Here is a 19,146-nt window from a genome sequence, read left to right on the forward strand (position 1 = left end):
GTACCGAGCATGTGGATTGGCATAATCAGCCTGTTTCCTGAAATGTTCCGTGCAATTACCGACTACGGAGTAACTGGCCGGGCAGTAAAAAATGGCCTGCTCAGCATTCAGAGTTGGAGTCCTCGTGACTTCGCTCATGATCGGCACCGTACCGTGGACGAACGTCCTTACGGCGGCGGACCGGGAATGCTAATGATGGTTCAACCCTTGCGGGATGCCATCCACGCAGCAAAAGCGGCGGCAGGAGAAGGTGCTAAGGTGATTTATCTGTCACCTCAGGGGCGCAAACTCGATCAAGATGGGGTTTGCGAGCTAGCGACTAACCAGAAGTTAATTCTGGTTTGTGGTCGTTACGAAGGGATTGATGAGCGCGTAATCAAAACCGAAATCGATGAAGAATGGTCGATTGGAGATTATGTGCTCAGTGGTGGCGAGCTGCCAGCAATGACGCTGATTGACTCGGTTTCCCGGTTTATTCCGGGGGTACTGGGGAAACAGGCATCAGCCGAAGAAGATTCGTTTTCTGATGGTTTGCTGGATTGCCCACACTATACCCGGCCTGAGGTGCTGGAAGGGATGGAGGTTCCGCCAGTTTTACTGTCGGGCAACCATGCTGATATTCGCCGGTGGCGCTTGAAACAGTCGCTGGGCCGTACCTGGCTTAGAAGACCTGAACTTCTGGAAAACCTGGCTCTGACTGAAGAGCAAGCAAAGTTGCTGGCTGAGTTCCAACGAGAACACACCCAGGCAACAAAACGATGATACGGCTGAACAGGCATAGCGCTTAGTTCACCTTAACTATCAGTTTACCCAGGATAAGAGATTTAATTATGAGCAACATTATTAAGCAGATCGAACAAGAACAGATGAAACAGGACGTACCTTCATTCCGTCCGGGTGATTCCGTGGAAGTGAAAGTATGGGTCGTTGAAGGTGCTAAAAAACGTCTGCAGGCATTCGAGGGCGTGGTTATCGCTATTCGTAACCGCGGTTTGCACTCTGCATTCACTGTTCGCAAAATTTCAAACGGCGAAGGCGTTGAGCGTGTATTCCAGACTCACTCTCCAGTAATCGACTCTATTACTGTGAAACGTCGTGGTGCTGTGCGTAAAGCTAAACTGTACTACCTGCGTGATCGTACTGGTCGTTCTGCACGTATTAAAGAGCGTCTGGGCGCGAAAGCAGCCTCTTAAGTTAATAGCAAACAAAGGGCTGGCCACATGGTCGGCCCTTTTTTTTATCTCTTTTCCACCCGCTCTCCTGTCGGGAAATTTTCTGCCTCAGACCATCGGCTAAAAAAAATAAAAAGCCGTTCTGCACTGATTTTTAAGCTGATCTAAAAAAAATTCCGCGTATGTTTGATAGATACCTGTCTGCTGCCTGGAATCCTTTACGCTATGCGCCCTTCACCCAGCCCTTCGACCGGTGTGTCGATGAAAATCGCCGGTGCCCTGACGTCAACATTAATGATGGCCTGTGTAAAAGGTCTTGATGGCACCATTCCGGTTGGAGAAGTGATCTTCTTTCGCTCATCAATCGCACTGATCCCACTGTTTATATGGCTATGGTGCCAGGGAAATATCCTTGATGGTATCCGTACTCGCAATGTGAAAGGGCACTTCCTGCGCGGGCTGGCTGGCACCGGCGGGCTTTACTTTAGTTATCTGGCGTTGCTCTATATTTCCCTGACCGATGTGACAGCGATTAACTATGCCGCCCCGTTGATCACTGTAATCATGGCTGCGCTCTTTCTGCGTGAGAAGGTGAAGTATCATCGCTGGGTGGCAGTGATTGCGGGGTTTGCTGGTATCCTGGTGATGCTCTCTGGTCAACTGTTCTTTGCCCGCGAAGGAGTGCCGGGAACAGTCAGCTGGATGTCGACACTGGGCATGATTCTGGCGCTGATGGCGGCAGTATGTATTGCCGGAGCATCAATTCAGATCCGCTATCTCAACGGTATTGAGAAGCCGGGCGCTATTGCTTTCTGGTTTGCGATAACGACTACGTGCACCTCTCTGCTGACGCTGTGGTTTGGTTGGTCTGTTCCCAATGGCAGGCAGCTGCTGTTGCTGCTTGGCTGCGGACTGCTGGGGGGGATTACACAAATCCTGCTGACCCTGAGTCTGAAATATGCTGATGCTTCACTGCTGGCACCGTTTGACTACAGCACGCTGATCTGGTCGGTTTTTATTGGCTATCTTTTCTGGGACACATTGCCTGAGTCAGCGACAGTTTTCGGTGCCGGGCTGGTAGTGACCGGGGGAGTAATATCGATGTACTTTGAACGGCGTCATCGTCGGGCGATTACACCATTAAATGTGAGTGGTTAAACGCGAACAATAAGAGTGCTCAGAGATGGGGCTGGCCGCAAGGCTGGCCCTTTTGGTTTTTTTCAATCTGATGACGAATGTTTCAGAGGGTGTTAGGATATTTCCTAGTTGAGGTGGGGTAGTGAAACCCGGGGCGACAGCGCCAGATTAATGGCCACAGCTAGAGAGGTTTCATGGCGAAAATATGGATGATGTTACTGCCGCTCCTGCTGGGTGGCATCACTCTGCCCCTGAGAAGTGCAACACTGCCTGACACACCCAGGAGCGTGCCGGCGGCAGATGTACGTCAGACCGTTGCGGGTATTATCAGCTATACCCGCTGGCCGCACCTCAACGGGCTTCCACGGCTGTGTATCTTCCGATCTGCCGACCAGGCGCAGGTGCTCACTGCTGCTGCCGTTGAACATCCTCCTGCCGTCTGGCTGGCTATCCCCGTTGACGATGTAAAGCAGGCACTGATATCGCAGTGCGATGTTCTCTATTTTGGCCGTGAATCCTCACAGCAGCAGGTTGATCTGATTAACAGCTATCAACCGCGCCCACTGCTCACCATCACTGAACAAACTCCGGAGTGCGTATCCGGCAGCGCATTCTGCCTGAAATTTATTAATCACCGGGTCAGCTTCTCGGTGAACCTCGACTCGCTGGGTCGAAGCGGAGTTCGGGTACACCCCGATGTGTTAATGCTGGCATCTTCAGGGAGTGGACGAAATGGATAAACCATCAGCAGATTACAGCAGGCCCAGTTTTCGTAAGGCGCTGGTACGCATCAGTGTAATCAGTGTGGTTACCACGATGACCGTAGCGTGGCTATTTATTTCAGCCACCTCAATGCTCTCCTTTCGCCAGTATGCCGATAAAAATTTACAGCTGATGGCTCACACCGTCAGCTACAGCCTTGAAGCCGCAGTGGTGTTCCGCGATGGTAACGCCGCGATGGAGACACTAAAGGAACTTGGCAAACAGGGTCAGTTCTCTTCAGCGGTGGTGACCGATATCAGGGGTAATGAACTGGTTCGCTGGGGGCAGGATGACGACAGTTTACTGCACAAAGATCCGCTGGGAGGCATGGTCTCCGGCTGGCTCTTTCCGCAACCGGTAGAGCAGCCCATCCTCCATAATGGTGAGAGGATCGGTACTGTCACGCTGATTGGTGAAGATGCTACCGTAACGGATTTTGTCTATCGTTCCCTCGGGGTGCTGACTATCTGCCTGCTGCTGGCCTCGCTGGTGGCGTTATTGTTTACCCGCCATCTGCTCCGAAGGTTAATTGCGGCGTTAAAAAATATCACCGGTGTTGTGCATGATATCCGTGCCACGCGTGACTTCTCACGCCGGGTGCCGCCCTCACAAATTAACGAGCTGCATCTGTTTGGTGAGGATTTCAACAGCCTGTTAACCGAAATTGAAAAGTGGCAGCAGCGTGAGCAGCAGGAGCGGGCTTCTTTGCTGAAACGAGCGTTGCACGATCCGCTGACCGGTCTGGCAAACCGCGCGGCATTTCGCAGTGCGCTGGAAAGCGTTCTCAGCGACAGTACGCGTAAGACGCATACGGCACTACTGTTTATGGATGGTGACAATTTCAAAGAGATCAACGACACCTGGGGACATGCGGCCGGGGATGAGGTGCTGCTGGCAATCGCCGGGCGCTTAAGTGACTGCGCAGGTAACACCCATCTGGTGTGTCGTTTTGGCGGAGATGAGTTTGCCATGATCCTTGAAAACATCAGTCATGATGATGAAATCCAGGCGGTGATCGATGATATCAATCGACGAATGGCCGAGCCGATTCACCTTCAGGGAGGCGAAAGGGTGGTAATGACATTGAGCATCGGTCGCGCGATTGTCAGCCAGGCGGCCACTGTCGAAGGGGTAATGGAAGCGGCGGATCGCAGTATGTATCTGGAAAAACAGCAGCATCATCAGCGTGCGGTTTCTTAATGGTAATCAGGGGAGAGATAATGAATAAAACAGGCATGTTGACCGTAGCCCTGTTCACGCTGTTACTGACAGGCTGTCAGAGTGAACCGCAGGGGAAATTCTCCTCCGAACAGATCCGCGCTATGCGCTCCCAGGGGTTTAGTGAAGTTCCGGAAGGCTGGATGCTGGGAATGTCAGAGAAGATTCTGTTTGGCAAAAATAAGTCTGAACTGACATTGCAGAGTGTCACAACCGTTGAACGAATAGCTAAATTGCTGGCCAACAGCGGACTGCAACATGCGCGTCTTGATGGCCATACTGATAACTACGGCGATGAGAAATATAATCAGGCGCTGTCATTGAAACGGGCCAATGCAGTGGCCGATGCCTGGGCAAGCGGTGCAGGTGTGCCGCGTAGCAATATCACAACCCGGGGACTTGGGGACGCCGCGCCGGTGCAGAGTAATAAAACCTCGCAGGGCCGGGCAGAAAACCGTCGGGTGGCCGTGATTATCAGTTCTCCCTGATAAACCTGAACGGTTAACAAAAGGTCAGCGCATCATATGTTAACGGAGACTCTGACGCGGGCGGTGAAGGTGGTAAATCGCGGTGTTGATTGGCCCGCTCTCTAATACGATAAGCCCGAAGCGGACGGCAATCAGCTCTGCACCCACGCTGGTTGCTACGGCGCGGCTGGCGAAATTGTTTTCAGCAGCCAGGATCTCAATCACATCGATATCTGGCTGCTGAAATGCCTCAGTGATAATCATGCGCACAGCCTGCCGGGCGATACCCTTACGTTGTTCGCTGCTGCGTACCCAGTACCCGAGTGCGGCGGGAGTATCCGATCCACAGCTGTAGCGCAGACCTGCACCACCAAGAAGCCGCCCATCCTCACTAAACAATCCGTACTCATTTGCCACGCCCTGGCGGCGCTGCAAGTGGGTATAGCTGAACCACTGAATGGCCTCTTCTGGCGTGTAATCCCTGTGTGCCCATGCCATCCACGGTATTAAGCTATCCAACGACTCATTTACGGCCAGAGCAAAAGCCGCAGCATCGTTATTTTCGAACGGACGTATGACTATTTTCATCACTTACTCCAGTGAGTTTTCCATAACAGATCAAAATTATAGATCGTAGAGACATGATAAATGGCGGAAATCATTGGTTTTTTCAGTGGAATAATACGAGTGTAAACTAATAATTACACTTGCGTTAATGGTTGTCTTGGTTGGTATTTTCTTAAGATTATGTATTTATTAGTTTTTATTGCGTTTTTTCCTGGGCGTTTTGATGGGTGGTAATAAAACTGTACATCGGGGTGTTGTGTTGTGTACTTATTCTGGTACAGTTGTCAGCAACCTCACTGAGGATCCCTATTACCCGAATCATCCAGGATGACCATCATGCAAATAGATGCGCTGAATAACGTTCATATCGCTGACGAACAGATTCTGATTACCCCGGAAGAGCTGAAAAAGCGGTTCCCTTTGAATAGCGTACTGGAAGGGCAGATAGCTGCTTCACGCCAGACAATTTCCGATATCATCAGCGGTAAAGATCACCGTTTGCTGGTGGTCTGCGGCCCTTGCTCTATTCACGACACGGAAGCAGCACTGGCCTATGCGCGCGATTTGAAAGCGCTGGCAGATCAGGTGCAGGATCAGCTTTACATCGTTATGCGCGTCTACTTTGAAAAGCCGCGTACCACCGTCGGCTGGAAAGGTCTGATCAACGATCCTCATATGGATAACACCTTTGATATGGAAGGTGGTCTGCATATTGCCCGCCAGCTGTTGCTGAATCTGGTTGAGATGGGGCTGCCGCTGGCAACGGAAGCACTGGATCCGAACAGTCCGCAATACCTGGGCGATCTGTTCAGCTGGTCAGCTATCGGTGCACGTACCACTGAATCACAGACGCACCGCGAGATGGCGTCAGGTCTCTCTATGCCAGTAGGCTTTAAGAATGGCACTGACGGCAGCCTCGGCACCGCCATTAATGCGATGCGTGCGGCGGCAATGCCACACCGTTTTGTTGGTATCAACCAGGCGGGGCAGGTGTGCCTGCTGCAAACTAAAGGTAATCCGGACGGACACGTGATTCTGCGCGGTGGTAAAAGCCCGAATTACGGTCCAAATGACGTGGCGCAGTGTGAAAAAGAGATGCAGCAGGCGGGACTCCGTCCGTCCTTGATGATAGATTGCAGCCATGGTAATTCTAACAAAGATTTTCGTCGCCAGTCCGGCGTGGCTGAGTCTGCCGTCGCGCAGATCAAAGATGGTAACCGTTCAATTATTGGCCTGATGCTGGAAAGTAATATTCACGAAGGCAACCAGTCTTCTGAGCAGCCGCGCAGTGAGATGCGCTACGGTGTTTCCGTGACTGATGCCTGCATCAACTGGGAAACGACGGAAAGCCTGCTGCGTGAAATTCATCAGGATTTGACCGGGGTACTGGCGGCACGTCTGTCGCAAGAGGGTTAATGAATTATGGTGGCTGAACTGACCGCGCTACGCGATCAAATTGATGAAGTTGATAAAGCGCTGCTGGATCTGCTGGCGAAACGTCTTTCGCTGGTGGCTGAAGTGGGCGAGGTTAAAAGCCGCTACGGATTACCGATTTACGTTCCTGAGCGTGAGGCGACAATGCTTGCCTCACGCCGCCGGGAAGCAGAGCTGCTGGGCGTTCCCCCCGATCTGATCGAGGATGTGCTGCGCCGTGTGATGCGTGAATCCTACACCAGCGAAAATGATAAGGGCTTCAAAACCCTCTGTCCTGAGCTGCGTCCGGTGGTGATTGTTGGTGGTAAAGGCCAGATGGGGCGTCTTTTTGAAAAAATGCTGACCCTTTCCGGCTATCAGGTACAGATCCTTGATAAAGGGGATTGGGATAACGCAGAAACAATGCTGGCTAACGCCGGTATGGTGATTATCAGCGTGCCAATTCATCTGACTGAACAGGTGATTGGTGAGCTGCCGCCACTGCCCCAGGACTGTATTCTGGTTGATCTGGCATCGGTTAAAAACAAACCGTTGCAGGCGATGCTTGCTGCGCACTCCGGCCCGGTGCTGGGATTACACCCGATGTTCGGTCCGGACAGCGGCAGTCTGGCAAAACAGGTAGTGGTATGGTGCGATGGCCGTCAGCCGGAAGCTTATCAGTGGTTCCTGGAGCAGATTCAGGTATGGGGTGCACGTCTGCACCGCATCAGCGCCGTAGAGCATGACCAGAACATGGCCTTTATTCAGGCGCTGCGCCACTTTGCAACCTTCGCTTATGGCTTGCACCTGGCAGAAGAGAATGTGCAGCTGGAGCAGTTACTGGCGCTCTCATCGCCGATATACCGGCTTGAGCTGGCAATGGTCGGACGGCTGTTTGCCCAGGATCCTCAGCTCTATGCAGATATTATCATGTCGTCAGAAAGTAACCTGGCGCTCATTAAGCGCTACTATACGCGTTTTGGTGAGGCGATTAAGCTGCTGGAGCAGGGTGACAAACAGGCGTTTATCGACAGTTTCCGCCGAGTGGAGCATTGGTTCGGCGATTACGCGAAGCGCTTCCAGGCTGAAAGCCGGACGCTGCTGCGTCAGGCGAACGATAGCAGACCCTGACGCTATTCAGGGGGCCGGTATACCTGGCCCCTGTTTTTCAATCGCAGTAAACCCCGCTTTGACGAAAATTGCCTGCCCTTCAGATGATCTCAACCGTTCAGCCAGCTTGTTACCCTCAGGCTGACAAACCGCATAGCCATAGTCAGCGCGCGTTTGCCACTCTTCCGGTATTAACACTGTGATAATGCCATCAGCCGGTTGCAGCAGATGTGCATAGCTACGATAGCCAATAAAAATGTCTGTCTGGCCGGATTGGATCAACCACGCAGAAGCCAGCTTTCCCGGCGGTACGGGTGGGGAATCCCTGCCGCCAACCAGCATCCGTGCGCGCAGTTTTAACTGTTTGCCCAGAGTGGCGTCCTGCTGTTCAATTCGATCAAGCAACTGCCAGGCGTAGTCACCGCAGGGATCGCAGCCTGGCGTCGAGGTGGCAACGCGGAGGTCAGTATGACGTAACAGATCAAGCCATCCAGCAGCCGGATCCACACGATCGCGGCGAACGCTCAGGCATAAAAAGTTATGGCAGAATAGCGCTGCCCGCTGTGCCAGCCCTGCCTGCAACAGAGCCTGAGGATGAACAGTGCTGGCTGAAACGAAAAGATCGCAGGCCTCTTTTTGCTCAATACGCTGGCGCAGTAAGCCCGCAGGGCCGAACTGTGTTTCTATTCCTGCTGGATAGTCCTGCTGAAATGCGCTCACGATAGCAGGCCAGACATGGCGCAGGCTGCCTGCAGCCAGAACCTGTAAGGGTTTCATCAGTTGGTGCCCCGGTAATCAGTGCGGTAAAAACGCTGATACCAGCTTTCTGCCTGTTGCTGCATATCAATATCCGCGAATCTTGCGGGGTAGAGTTTTTTCGCCATCCACAACTCACCCAGCGCCATCGCTTCAGGCATCGGATAACCCCAGGCCTTGGCATATTCAGGCATCAGATAGACACGATGGTTTTTAACAGCATCAACAGTCTGCCATTCTGGCTGCTGATTAATTTCGTTAATGACCTGTGGGTAGCGATCCTGAACGAAAATTACCTGTGGGTTCCACGCCAGAACCTGCTCCATTGATACCTGCTTGTAGCCTTTAACCGTAGCCGCAGCAACGTTGACTGCCCCGGCGTGAGCCATCATCAGCCCGGTATATTTACCGGAACCGTAAGTCGTCAGGTCAGGGTTCGCCATATATACGCGAATACGTTCTTTTTCCGGGATATCCTTCAGCCGTGCAGCTACCTGCTGGCGCTGGGTGAAAGTGGCTGCGATCAGGGTTTCAGCCTGCTTCTGATGATTAACCACTTCGCCAATCAGACGGATCCCCTGTGCCAGGCCATCGTTATAGGCCTGCTCTTCATTCTGTAGCTGAGGATTGAGCAGCGCCTGCTGTGAGCCGCTGTCACTGCGCAGGGAGATAGCAATTACTGCAATGCCAAGATGCTGAATCTGGTCAATCATCTCCTGTGGAGCATAGTTGGTGACAAATACCACCTCAGGGCGGAGGGCAACCAGCTTTTCCAGGTCGACATGGGTCAGATCGCCCAGCGTGGGCAGGGTATTCAGCTGCGGTACCAGGCGTGCGTAACCGTCACCGAGTTGCTGTTTCCAGTTGCTGAGAATTCCGACCATTTTCCCAGTGGCATCGAGCTGTACCAGCAGATTTAAGGTCTGATGCTGCAATACCACTACCCGGTTAACCTCGTCGGGCAGGGTGACCTGACGGCCAAGCTGGTCGGTTACCTGGCGTGATGCATTAGCGGAAAAAGCCAGTAAGCCTGAAAGGATAAGTACGGAAAACCGATGAAAAATTGAAGTCATTATCGCTGCCTGCGTATCGTTGTATATCTTATGATATAGCGATCGTTATGGCAGGGTAAATGATTCTCTGTGTGTAAGGGAAAACCGTCAGTCGCATAACGGACTGACGGTGTTGATATTACTCAGGGTCGATGGCAACCACATTCTCGCTGGGATAGCAGCCCAGCACTTTCAGCGAACGGGTGATCGGCGTCAGCTCACGCAGTGCCTGCTGCACCTCTTCAGTATTCAGGTTGCCCTGGAAATCAATGTAAAACATCTCCTGCCATGGATTACCATTAATCGGTCGTGACTCAAGCTTGCTCATGGTCAGGTTGTGTTTGCGCAACACCAGCAGCGCCTCCACCAGAGCGCCCGCCTGCTGGCCGGTAGCCATAATCAGCGTGGTTTTAGCCGGAACCTGTAGTGACACTTCAATAGGTTTACGCGCCAGCACGATAAAGCGGGTAATATTTTGACGCTGGTTAGCCAGATTACGCTCCAGTACCTGCAGGCCATAAAGTTCACCGCCGGCTTCGCTGCCCAGCGCCGCAACTTTCGGTGAGTTCATTGCCGCCACTCTTTCCATTGCCGCTGCGGTGCTTTCGGTGTACTCAATTTTCCAGTGCGGGTAGCGGTTGATAAACTGGCTGCACTGCTGGAATGGCTGCGGGTGGCTGTAGACCGTCTCAATCTGTTGCAGATCGGTGTTGCCGGAAACCAGCACGCAGTGATCGATAGGAATGGTGATTTCACCAACGATAGACAGGTTAGTCTGCTGCAACAGGTCGTAGACATCTGTAATTGACCCCGAGGTGGTGTTCTCCACCGGCAGCACGGCATAGTCAGCCAGGCCAGTTTCTACCTGATTGAAGATATCGTGGAACTTCAGGCAGCCGCTCTCAATAAAGTTATCAAAGTGGCGGGCGGCATAGTGACGGGATGCCAGATGCGAGTAAGAGCCTTTTGGCCCGAGGAACGCGATACGTGCGGAATGGGCATTAGTATTGTTCAGATGCTTTTGCAGCAGCGCCTGCTGGGTCAATACTGAATCTTCAATAATCTGCTGAAACAGGCGTGTGATGTAGTGAGCATCCAGCTTATGCCCTTTACCCAGAGTGATCAGGTGCTCAAGTAAATCGCGTTCGCGGTCGATATCACGGACGGGACGGTGGGTGGCCATTTTGGCCTCGGCAACTTCTACCGCCAGTGCGCGGCGCTGGGCCAGCAGGGCCAGCAGTTGTTCGTCCAGTGCGCTAATCTTACCGCGCAGGGCCAGCAAAGGATTTTCGGGATTCATATTTGCTACCTGTCAGATGTTGCTAAAAAAAAAGCCTCCCGTTTGGGAGGCTTTATTGTTCGTCTTCGCATTGATTCTTACACGACGAATTGCCTCCCAGGTCAGGGGAAGGTAAAGAAGCTAAAAAAGAATGCGAAGAAAAACGGAGTAGATTTCATTGAGCTATCCATAATGTCAGAAAGGATAAAGTAACCGCTGCAATTTCATTCTGTCAATAAAAAACGCGCCCGCAGGCGCGTTATCACTGTTTTAACCAGATTACTCTTCGTCAGCTTCAGTTTCAGTTTCTACCACACTGAGATCTTTAACACTGGCGGCGGCGCGGCGCGCTTCACCTTTATGCTGAACTTTATTCAGCTGACGCTCCAGCTTGTTAATCAGATCGTTGATAGCTGTATACATATCTTCATGCTTCGCGCTGGCGATCAGCGGGCCGTTTGGCGTATTGATAGTCGCATCGGCAACAAATTCTTTCGGCTCCTTCGACAGAACTATGTGCGGGTTAATCAGATGAGTTTGCCACTTTTCAAGCTTGGCGAGACGGTCTTCGACATGTTGGCGGATTGCCGCAGTAATTTCCATTTGCTTGCTGGTAATGTTCAGAACCATAGTGCTTACCTCTCTGTCATTTCCGTCTTGGTGAATCCAGCATACCGTGAAAGAGATGAAAATGTGTGATCAAAATCACGTTTTTTTGTCACTTTTTGTCAAGGAGGATAAATCTGTGAGATGGGCGGATAAATATGGCCTGGAGGGTTGTATAGAGGCATCTTCAATGGCATGGTTGACAGGTTAACCCGGCTGGAAATTTGACTAATTGTCATTGTTTTAGCAAAAAAAATGGCAGCCTCAGGCTGCCATTTTTACGTAATCAAACTCAGGCCTGATTAGCCGCGATGATTTTTGCCACACGATCGGCTTCTGCATTCAGCTGCAGGTGACGATAAGCATTTTCCATCAACGGCAATGCAGTGCGCGTCGCCTGCGTATCCGGATAATCTTTCAACATTTGCTCTACACGGTTAACCACAGCGACATATGCCTCACGTTTAGTGTAGAATTCCGCCACGGATAACTCATATTTCGCCAGGCGATCTTTCAGGAACACCAGGCGCTTGCGGGCATCAGCTGCATACTGGCTGTTTGGATAGCCACGCAGCAGCTGCGAGAAGTCCTTGAATGCATCACGCGCATGGGTCGGATCGCGGTCTGAGCGGTCGATACCAAAAAAGCCTTGCAGTGCACTGTCATCCAGCGCCATGTCCGTCAGACCACGCATATAAATTACGTAATCAATGTTCGGATGCGTTGGATTCAGACGCATAAAGCGGTCAATGGCTGCTTGCGCCAGTGGCAAATCGGCATTTTTATAGTATGCGTAGATCAGGTCTAGCTGAACTTGCTGGGAGTAAGGGCCGAATGGATAGCGGTTATCAAGCGCTTCCAGTTGCGTTATTGCTCCTTTAAAGTTACCGTCCTGCAGTTTTTGCTGGGCAGTGGCATAAATCTCGGAAGGCGGGCTGTCAGGCACCACATCCTTGGAGCCGGAACATCCAGCTAATGCCAGGCTCAGCGTGGCTGCAGCCACCAGATATTTCATACGCGTCATGACGATTTGCTTATCCTCAGAGTGTTATTCTGGAAGCTGTCCGTTAAGCTTCCGATAGTGACCAGGTACGATAGCACATTATATTAAACGGCATCGCCGTGAAAACCCAACGTTAACGAAGAAGCTATTTATTCTATGGCACAACAAGTAAAACTCAACGCAACGGTATCCGAATCGCAACTCGGACAACGCTTAGATCAGGCTTTGGCCGAATTGTTCCCTGATTATTCACGTTCTCGCATAAAAGAATGGATTCTTGATCGTCGTATCACCGTGAATGGTGAAATAATCGACAAGCCGAAAGAAAAAGTACTCGGCGGTGAGCAAATTATCATCATTGCGGAAATCGAAGAAGAGGCTCGCTGGGAAGCGCAGGATATCCCATTGAACATCGTCTATGAAGATGACGATATTATGGTGATTAACAAACCGCGCGATCTGGTGGTTCATCCAGGAGCCGGTAATCCTGATGGCACCGTGCTTAACGCACTGCTGCACTATTTCCCGGCGATTGCTGATGTACCACGTGCGGGCATCGTACACCGCCTGGATAAAGACACAACCGGTCTGATGGTGGTGGCGAAAACGGTACCGGCGCAGACGCATCTGGTCGAGTCGCTACAGCTGCGCGAATTTACCCGTGAATATGAAGCGGTGGCTATTGGTCGCATGACTGCGGGCGGTACAGTTGATGAACCTATCAGCCGTCATTCGACTAAGCGCACTCATATGGCGGTGCATCCGATGGGCAAACCAGCGACGACGCATTACCGCATTATGGAGCATTTCCGTGCCCATACGCGCCTGCGCCTGCGTCTGGAAACCGGTCGTACTCACCAGATTCGTGTGCATATGTCGCATATAAATCATCCGCTGGTGGGAGATCCGCTGTACGGTGGCCGTCCGCGTCCGCCTAAAGGCGCATCCGATGCCTTTATCGCCACTCTGCGTGGTTTCGATCGCCAGGCTCTGCACGCTACCATGCTGCGTCTTTATCACCCGATTACCGGGATTGAGATGGAATGGCATGCACCGTTACCCCAGGATATGGTCGATCTGATCAATGCCCTGAAAGCAGATACCGAAGAATTTAAAGAGCAGATGGACTGGTAATGAGCCTGATTGTACCGAATTGGCCTGCTCCCGCGAACGTGCGTGCGTGCAGTAGTACACGCCAGGGGGGCGTAAGTCAGGCCCCCTGGGATAGCCTCAACCTTGGTGCTCATGTGGGTGATGAGTTGCAGCATGTGCAGACTAACCGTCAGCGCCTGCTGGAACTGGCTGACCTGCCATCGATGCCACAGTGGCTTGAGCAGGTACATGGTACAGAGGTTTTAACGCTCGACTGGAAGGTGCCTGATTCACTGCGTGCGGATGCGGCTTATACCCGCACTCCCGGCGTTGTTTGTGCTGTGATGACCGCTGACTGTCTGCCGGTGCTTTTTTGTTCACAGGATGGTCAGGAAGTTGCGGCTGCTCATGCTGGCTGGCGCGGATTATGTAATGGGGTGCTGGAGGCGACAATAAATGCTTTTTCTGCTCCTCCGTCGCAGATTTATGCCTGGCTTGGCCCGGCGATCGGTCCGGATGCTTTCGAGGTCGGGCCGGAAGTACGTGAGGCGTTTATTGCGCAAAATCCAGCCGCTTCGGCAGCTTTTCGCCCGGAAGGGGAAAAGTTTTATGCCGATCTCGGGCATTTAGCAAAACTGCGTTTAGAGGCCGCCGGTGTGCGCCACGTCTGGGGTGGCGGCCAATGTACCCTCAAACAAAGTGAACAATTTTTCTCCTTCCGACGCGATGGCGTCACTGGCCGTATGGCAAGTTTGATCTGGGTGATATAACCTAGCGCCATAAGACGGTCCGGATTGATGTTTTTTTCTCCAAAAATGTCAGGTCATTACCTTGAAAAATTTGAGGGATGACCTCATTTAATCTCCAGTAGCAATTTGACCTGATAGGGGGAAATTATGCGTCTGGATCGTCTTACTAACAAATTTCAGCTGGCTCTGGCTGATGCTCAATCTCTGGCCCTCGGCCGTGACAACCAATTTATTGAACCTCTGCACCTGATGAGCGCTTTGCTCAACCAGGAAGGCGGATCCGTTCGTCCATTATTTACCGCCGCAGGTGTAGATGTCGCTTCGTTGCGTAACAGCATCGAACAGGCATTAAGCCGTTTACCGCAGGTAGAAGGTACCGGTGGCGATGTTCAGCCATCAGCCGATCTGGTGCGGGTGCTTAACCTGTGTGACAAGCTGGCACAAAAACGTGGCGATAACTTTATCTCATCAGAATTATTCGCTCTGGCAGCGATCGATTCCCGCGGTTCGTTGGCAGATATCCTCAAGGCTGCCGGTGTCACCAGTGACAAGCTGACCAAGGCGATCGACCAGATGCGTGGAGGTGATAGCGTGAATGACCAGGGCGCTGAAGATCAGCGCGAGGCACTGAAAAAGTACACTATCGATCTCACCGAACGCGCGGAGCTGGGCAAGCTTGACCCGGTTATCGGCCGTGACGAAGAGATCCGCCGTACGATTCAGGTATTGCAACGCCGTACTAAAAACAACCCGGTACTGATCGGTGAACCCGGTGTGGGTAAAACTGCCATCGTCGAAGGCCTTGCGCAGCGCATTATTAACGGCGAAGTGCCGGAAGGGCTGAAAGGCCGCCGCGTGCTGGCTCTTGATATGGGGGCACTGGTTGCTGGTGCCAAATACCGTGGTGAATTCGAAGAACGTCTGAAAGCTGTTTTAAGCGATCTGTCGAAACAGGAAGGCAATGTCATTCTGTTTATTGACGAGCTTCATACCATGGTTGGTGCCGGTAAAGCCGACGGCGCGATGGATGCCGGGAACATGCTGAAACCTGCTCTGGCGCGTGGTGAGCTGCACTGCGTTGGTGCAACAACACTTGATGAGTATCGTCAGTATATAGAGAAGGATGCCGCGCTGGAGCGTCGCTTCCAGAAAGTCTTAGTTGCTGAACCGACTGTGGAAGATACCATCGCGATCCTGCGTGGTTTGAAAGAGCGTTATGAACTGCATCACCATGTGCAGATTAACGACCCGGCGATTGTGGCAGCTGCAACGTTGTCTCATCGCTATATCTCTGACCGTAAGTTGCCGGATAAGGCGATTGACCTGATTGATGAGGCTGCGTCGAGTATCCGTATGCAGATTGACTCGAAACCTGAGTCTCTGGATCGTCTTGAGCGCCGTATCATTCAGCTGAAACTGGAACAGCAGGCGCTGAAGAAAGAGTCTGATGATGCCAGTATCAAACGGCTGGAGATGCTGGAAACCGAGTTGAGCCAGAAAGAGCGTGAATACTCGGAGCTGGAAGAAGAGTGGAAAGCAGAAAAAGCGGAACTTTCGGGCACCCAGCATATTAAGGCGGAGCTGGAACAGGCGAAGCTGGCGATGGAGCAGGCACGCCGCCAGGGCGACCTGGGGCAGATGTCCGAACTGCAATACGGGAAAATCCCGGAACTGGAAAAACAGCTGGCGGCTGCAACGCAGACCGAAGGCAAAACCATGCGTCTGCTGCGTAACCGTGTTACCGAGGTTGAAATTGCCGATGTGCTGGCACGATGGACCGGTATCCCTGTCGATCGTATGATGGAAGGTGAGCGCGACAAGTTACTACGCATGGAGCAAGAGCTGCATACGCGAGTAATTGGTCAGAATGAAGCAGTGGAAGCGGTATCGAATGCGATTCGCCGTAGCCGTGCAGGGCTGGCCGATCCTAATCGCCCGATTGGTTCGTTCCTGTTCCTGGGGCCAACCGGGGTGGGTAAAACTGAGCTGTGCAAAGCGTTGGCTAACTTTATGTTCGACAGTGATGACGCGATGGTGCGTATTGATATGTCCGAGTTTATGGAAAAACACTCGGTATCGCGTCTTGTCGGGGCACCTCCCGGCTATGTTGGTTATGAAGAGGGGGGCTATCTGACTGAGGCGGTTCGCCGCAGACCTTACTCTGTCATCCTGCTGGATGAAGTAGAGAAGGCGCATCCGGATGTGTTTAACATCCTGCTGCAAGTGTTGGATGATGGTCGCCTTACTGACGGGCAAGGCAGAACGGTCGATTTCCGTAATACCGTGGTGATCATGACATCGAACCTGGGTTCCGATCTGATTCAGGAGCGCTTCGGTGCATTGAGCTACGGTGAGATGAAAGATCTGGTATTGGCAGTTGTCAGCCAGAACTTCCGTCCGGAGTTTATCAACCGTATTGATGAGCTGGTGGTCTTCCATCCGCTGGGCGAGCAGCATATTGCTTCTATTGCTCGTATTCAGCTGGCCCGTCTGTATCAGCGTCTGGACGATCGCGGATATGCGCTGCATATCTCCGAAGAGGCGCTACAGAAACTGGGCGAAAATGGTTACGACCCGGTTTATGGGGCAAGGCCGCTGAAACGCGCTATTCAGCAGCAGATAGAAAACCCGCTGGCACAGCAGATACTTTCTGGTGCGCTGGTTCCGGGAAAAACCATCGAAATGGATGTGAAGGACGGCGTTATCGTTGCACATCAGTAATCGCAGTAAGTAACAGAAATGGGCCTTTGGCCCATTTCTGTTTATTAAAGCATCATATAACAGTCTGAAAAGGGGGTTTTGCGTGAAAAATAAGCATGTGAAAAGTTTTTTGCAAATAGCCCTTGTCACCCGCCAGAAAATCCCTATACTGCGCCTCCACTGACACGGAACAACGGCTTACAAGTCAAGGTGTCAGGAGGGTCAGGAAGTTCTGAACCGCCGGAAAAAAAACTTCTCAAAAAGAAGTTGACTCCGAAGGAGGAAAGCGTAATATACGCCACCTCGCAACTGATGCTTCAGGCATTGATTGCACTGCTCTTTAACAATTTATCAGACAATCTGTGTGGGCACTCGCAGGATTGATATCAGTCACCTCCGGGTGACAAAAAATATCAAGTCTTAAGAGTGAACACATAATGAAATTCATTATGACGTTTTACACTTGAGCATCGCTGCACTTGTTGCAGCAAATCGAACTTTTAATTGAAGAGTTTGATCATGGCTCAGATTGAACGCTGGCGGCAGGCCTAACACATGCAAGTCGGACGGTAGCACAGAGGAGCTTGCTCCTTGGGTGACGAGTGGCGGACGGGTGAGTAATGCCTGGGAAACTGCCCGATGGAGGGGGATAACCACTGGAAACGGTGGCTAATACCGCATAACGTCTTCGGACCAAAGTGGGGGACCTTCGGGCCTCACACCATCGGATGTGCCCAGGTGGGATTAGCTAGTAGGTGAGGTAACGGCTCACCTAGGCGACGATCCCTAGCTGGTCTGAGAGGATGACCAGCCACACTGGGACTGAGACACGGCCCAGACTCCTACGGGAGGCAGCAGTGGGGAATATTGCACAATGGGCGCAAGCCTGATGCAGCCATGCCGCGTGTATGAAGAAGGCCTTCGGGTTGTAAAGTACTTTCAGTGGGGAGGAAGGCAGAGTGGTTAATAGCCACGCTGATTGACGTTACCCGCAGAAGAAGCACCGGCTAACTCCGTGCCAGCAGCCGCGGTAATACGGAGGGTGCAAGCGTTAATCGGAATTACTGGGCGTAAAGCGCACGCAGGCGGTCTGTCAAGTCGGATGTGAAATCCCCGGGCTCAACCTGGGAACTGCATCCGAAACTGGCAGGCTAGAGTCTTGTAGAGGGGGGTAGAATTCCAGGTGTAGCGGTGAAATGCGTAGAGATCTGGAGGAATACCGGTGGCGAAGGCGGCCCCCTGGACAAAGACTGACGCTCAGGTGCGAAAGCGTGGGGAGCAAACAGGATTAGATACCCTGGTAGTCCACGCCGTAAACGATGTCGACTTGGAGGTTGTGCCCTTGAGGCGTGGCTTCCGGAGCTAACGCGTTAAGTCGACCGCCTGGGGAGTACGGCCGCAAGGTTAAAACTCAAATGAATTGACGGGGGCCCGCACAAGCGGTGGAGCATGTGGTTTAATTCGATGCAACGCGAAGAACCTTACCTGGCCTTGACATCCACGGAATTTTGCAGAGATGCGAAAGTGCCTTCGGGAACCGTGAGACAGGTGCTGCATGGCTGTCGTCAGCTCGTGTTGTGAAATGTTGGGTTAAGTCCCGCAACGAGCGCAACCCTTATCCTTTGTTGCCAGCGGGTAATGCCGGGAACTCAAAGGAGACTGCCGGTGATAAACCGGAGGAAGGTGGGGATGACGTCAAGTCATCATGGCCCTTACGGCCAGGGCTACACACGTGCTACAATGGCGCATACAAAGAGAAGCGACCTCGCGAGAGCAAGCGGACCTCATAAAGTGCGTCGTAGTCCGGATCGGAGTCTGCAACTCGACTCCGTGAAGTCGGAATCGCTAGTAATCGTAGATCAGAATGCTACGGTGAATACGTTCCCGGGCCTTGTACACACCGCCCGTCACACCATGGGAGTGGGTTGCAAAAGAAGTAGGTAGCTTAACCTTCGGGAGGGCGCTTACCACTTTGTGATTCATGACTGGGGTGAAGTCGTAACAAGGTAACCGTAGGGGAACCTGCGGTTGGATCACCTCCTTACCTGAAGATACCTTCCCGC

General features: G+C 52.3%; 18 protein-coding genes, 1 rRNA gene and 1 other annotated feature. Of the genes, 12 read left to right on the top strand and 7 right to left on the bottom strand.

Annotated features, from left to right (window positions below; genetic code table 11):
* Window positions 1-9 precede the first annotated feature (9 nt).
* The 6 genes from trmD (at window position 10) to GN242_RS04625 (ending at window position 4,777) form a co-directional block, all read left to right on the top strand.
* The gene (gene trmD / locus GN242_RS04600; protein ID WP_154753673.1) at window positions 10-762 is read left to right on the top strand and encodes a tRNA (guanosine(37)-N1)-methyltransferase TrmD; all 753 of its coding nucleotides are present in this window, start codon (window positions 10-12) and stop codon (window positions 760-762) included.
* 68 nt (window positions 763-830) lie between these two features.
* Window positions 831-1,193, top strand: coding sequence for a 50S ribosomal protein L19 (gene rplS / locus GN242_RS04605; RefSeq protein ID WP_154753674.1), 363 nt, complete (start codon window positions 831-833; stop codon window positions 1,191-1,193).
* A gap of 204 nt (window positions 1,194-1,397) precedes the next feature.
* A complete protein-coding gene (locus GN242_RS04610; RefSeq protein WP_154753675.1) occupies window positions 1,398-2,330 on the top strand; it encodes a DMT family transporter in 933 nt (310 codons plus the stop codon).
* A gap of 173 nt (window positions 2,331-2,503) precedes the next feature.
* Window positions 2,504-3,049: a regulatory sequestration protein YfiR gene (gene yfiR / locus GN242_RS04615; RefSeq protein WP_154753676.1), complete on the top strand. Its 546-nt coding sequence runs from the start codon at window positions 2,504-2,506 to the stop codon at window positions 3,047-3,049.
* A complete protein-coding gene (gene dgcN / locus GN242_RS04620) occupies window positions 3,042-4,271 on the top strand; it encodes a diguanylate cyclase DgcN/YfiN (protein WP_156286979.1) in 1,230 nt (409 codons plus the stop codon). The genes yfiR and dgcN overlap by 8 nt, the downstream gene beginning before the upstream one ends.
* A gap of 20 nt (window positions 4,272-4,291) precedes the next feature.
* Window positions 4,292-4,777 carry an OmpA family protein gene (locus GN242_RS04625; RefSeq protein ID WP_156286980.1) on the top strand — a complete coding sequence of 162 codons (486 nt, stop codon included), beginning with the start codon at window positions 4,292-4,294 and terminating at the stop codon, window positions 4,775-4,777.
* Window positions 4,778-4,816: 39 nt separating this feature from the next.
* Here the strand turns inward: GN242_RS04625 and GN242_RS04630 are convergent, their stop codons facing one another.
* Window positions 4,817-5,344 (bottom strand): GNAT family N-acetyltransferase, encoded by a 528-nt coding sequence (locus tag GN242_RS04630; protein WP_154753679.1) that lies wholly within the window; start codon window positions 5,342-5,344, stop codon window positions 4,817-4,819.
* A gap of 315 nt (window positions 5,345-5,659) precedes the next feature.
* Between GN242_RS04630 and GN242_RS04635 the strand changes: the two genes are divergently transcribed.
* Together GN242_RS04635 and tyrA are read left to right on the top strand one after the other, a co-directional pair.
* Entirely contained in the window at window positions 5,660-6,739 is a 1,080-nt protein-coding gene (locus tag GN242_RS04635; protein ID WP_156286981.1) for a 3-deoxy-7-phosphoheptulonate synthase, read from the top strand.
* A gap of 6 nt (window positions 6,740-6,745) precedes the next feature.
* Window positions 6,746-7,867 carry a bifunctional chorismate mutase/prephenate dehydrogenase gene (gene tyrA / locus GN242_RS04640; protein WP_154753681.1) on the top strand — a complete coding sequence of 374 codons (1,122 nt, stop codon included), beginning with the start codon at window positions 6,746-6,748 and terminating at the stop codon, window positions 7,865-7,867.
* Between the two features lie 6 nt (window positions 7,868-7,873).
* Here the strand turns inward: tyrA and GN242_RS04645 are convergent, their stop codons facing one another.
* The 6 genes from GN242_RS04645 to bamD form a co-directional block, all read right to left on the bottom strand.
* Complete coding sequence (locus tag GN242_RS04645; RefSeq protein WP_156286982.1) at window positions 7,874-8,623, bottom strand: substrate-binding domain-containing protein; 750 nt, start codon at window positions 8,621-8,623, stop codon at window positions 7,874-7,876.
* Window positions 8,623-9,675 carry an ABC transporter substrate-binding protein gene (locus tag GN242_RS04650; RefSeq protein ID WP_154753683.1) on the bottom strand — a complete coding sequence of 351 codons (1,053 nt, stop codon included), beginning with the start codon at window positions 9,673-9,675 and terminating at the stop codon, window positions 8,623-8,625. Before GN242_RS04650 ends, GN242_RS04645 begins: the two co-directional genes overlap by 1 nt.
* Window positions 9,676-9,793: 118 nt before the next feature.
* Window positions 9,794-10,954: a bifunctional chorismate mutase/prephenate dehydratase gene (gene pheA, locus GN242_RS04655; protein WP_156286983.1), complete on the bottom strand. Its 1,161-nt coding sequence runs from the start codon at window positions 10,952-10,954 to the stop codon at window positions 9,794-9,796.
* 24 nt (window positions 10,955-10,978) lie between these two features.
* Window positions 10,979-11,113, bottom strand: a sequence feature (Phe leader region).
* Window positions 11,056-11,112: a hypothetical protein gene (locus GN242_RS21905; RefSeq protein ID WP_374189551.1), complete on the bottom strand. Its 57-nt coding sequence runs from the start codon at window positions 11,110-11,112 to the stop codon at window positions 11,056-11,058. Its footprint overlaps the feature before it by 57 nt.
* A gap of 99 nt (window positions 11,114-11,212) precedes the next feature.
* Entirely contained in the window at window positions 11,213-11,563 is a 351-nt protein-coding gene (raiA, locus tag GN242_RS04660) for a ribosome-associated translation inhibitor RaiA (RefSeq protein ID WP_154753685.1), read from the bottom strand.
* Window positions 11,564-11,831: 268 nt separating this feature from the next.
* Window positions 11,832-12,563, bottom strand: a complete 732-nt coding sequence (bamD, locus tag GN242_RS04665) for an outer membrane protein assembly factor BamD (RefSeq protein WP_154753686.1) — start codon at window positions 12,561-12,563, stop codon at window positions 11,832-11,834.
* A 135-nt stretch (window positions 12,564-12,698) separates the two neighbouring features.
* Between bamD and rluD the strand changes: the two genes are divergently transcribed.
* The 4 genes from rluD to GN242_RS04685 all read left to right on the top strand — a co-directional run bounded on the left by rluD (window position 12,699) and on the right by GN242_RS04685 (window position 19,127).
* The gene (rluD, locus tag GN242_RS04670; protein ID WP_154753687.1) at window positions 12,699-13,676 is read left to right on the top strand and encodes a 23S rRNA pseudouridine(1911/1915/1917) synthase RluD; all 978 of its coding nucleotides are present in this window, start codon (window positions 12,699-12,701) and stop codon (window positions 13,674-13,676) included.
* Window positions 13,676-14,404, top strand: coding sequence for a purine nucleoside phosphorylase YfiH (gene yfiH / locus GN242_RS04675; protein ID WP_154753688.1), 729 nt, complete (start codon window positions 13,676-13,678; stop codon window positions 14,402-14,404). Before rluD ends, yfiH begins: the two co-directional genes overlap by 1 nt.
* Window positions 14,405-14,530: 126 nt before the next feature.
* Window positions 14,531-17,104 (top strand): ATP-dependent chaperone ClpB, encoded by a 2,574-nt coding sequence (gene clpB / locus GN242_RS04680; protein ID WP_154753689.1) that lies wholly within the window; start codon window positions 14,531-14,533, stop codon window positions 17,102-17,104.
* Between the two features lie 480 nt (window positions 17,105-17,584).
* Window positions 17,585-19,127 (top strand): 16S ribosomal RNA (locus GN242_RS04685).
* The last annotated feature ends 19 nt before the right edge of the window (window positions 19,128-19,146 follow it).

The organism is Erwinia sorbitola (genome assembly GCF_009738185.1).
Lineage (GTDB): Bacteria > Pseudomonadota > Gammaproteobacteria > Enterobacterales > Enterobacteriaceae > Erwinia > Erwinia sorbitola.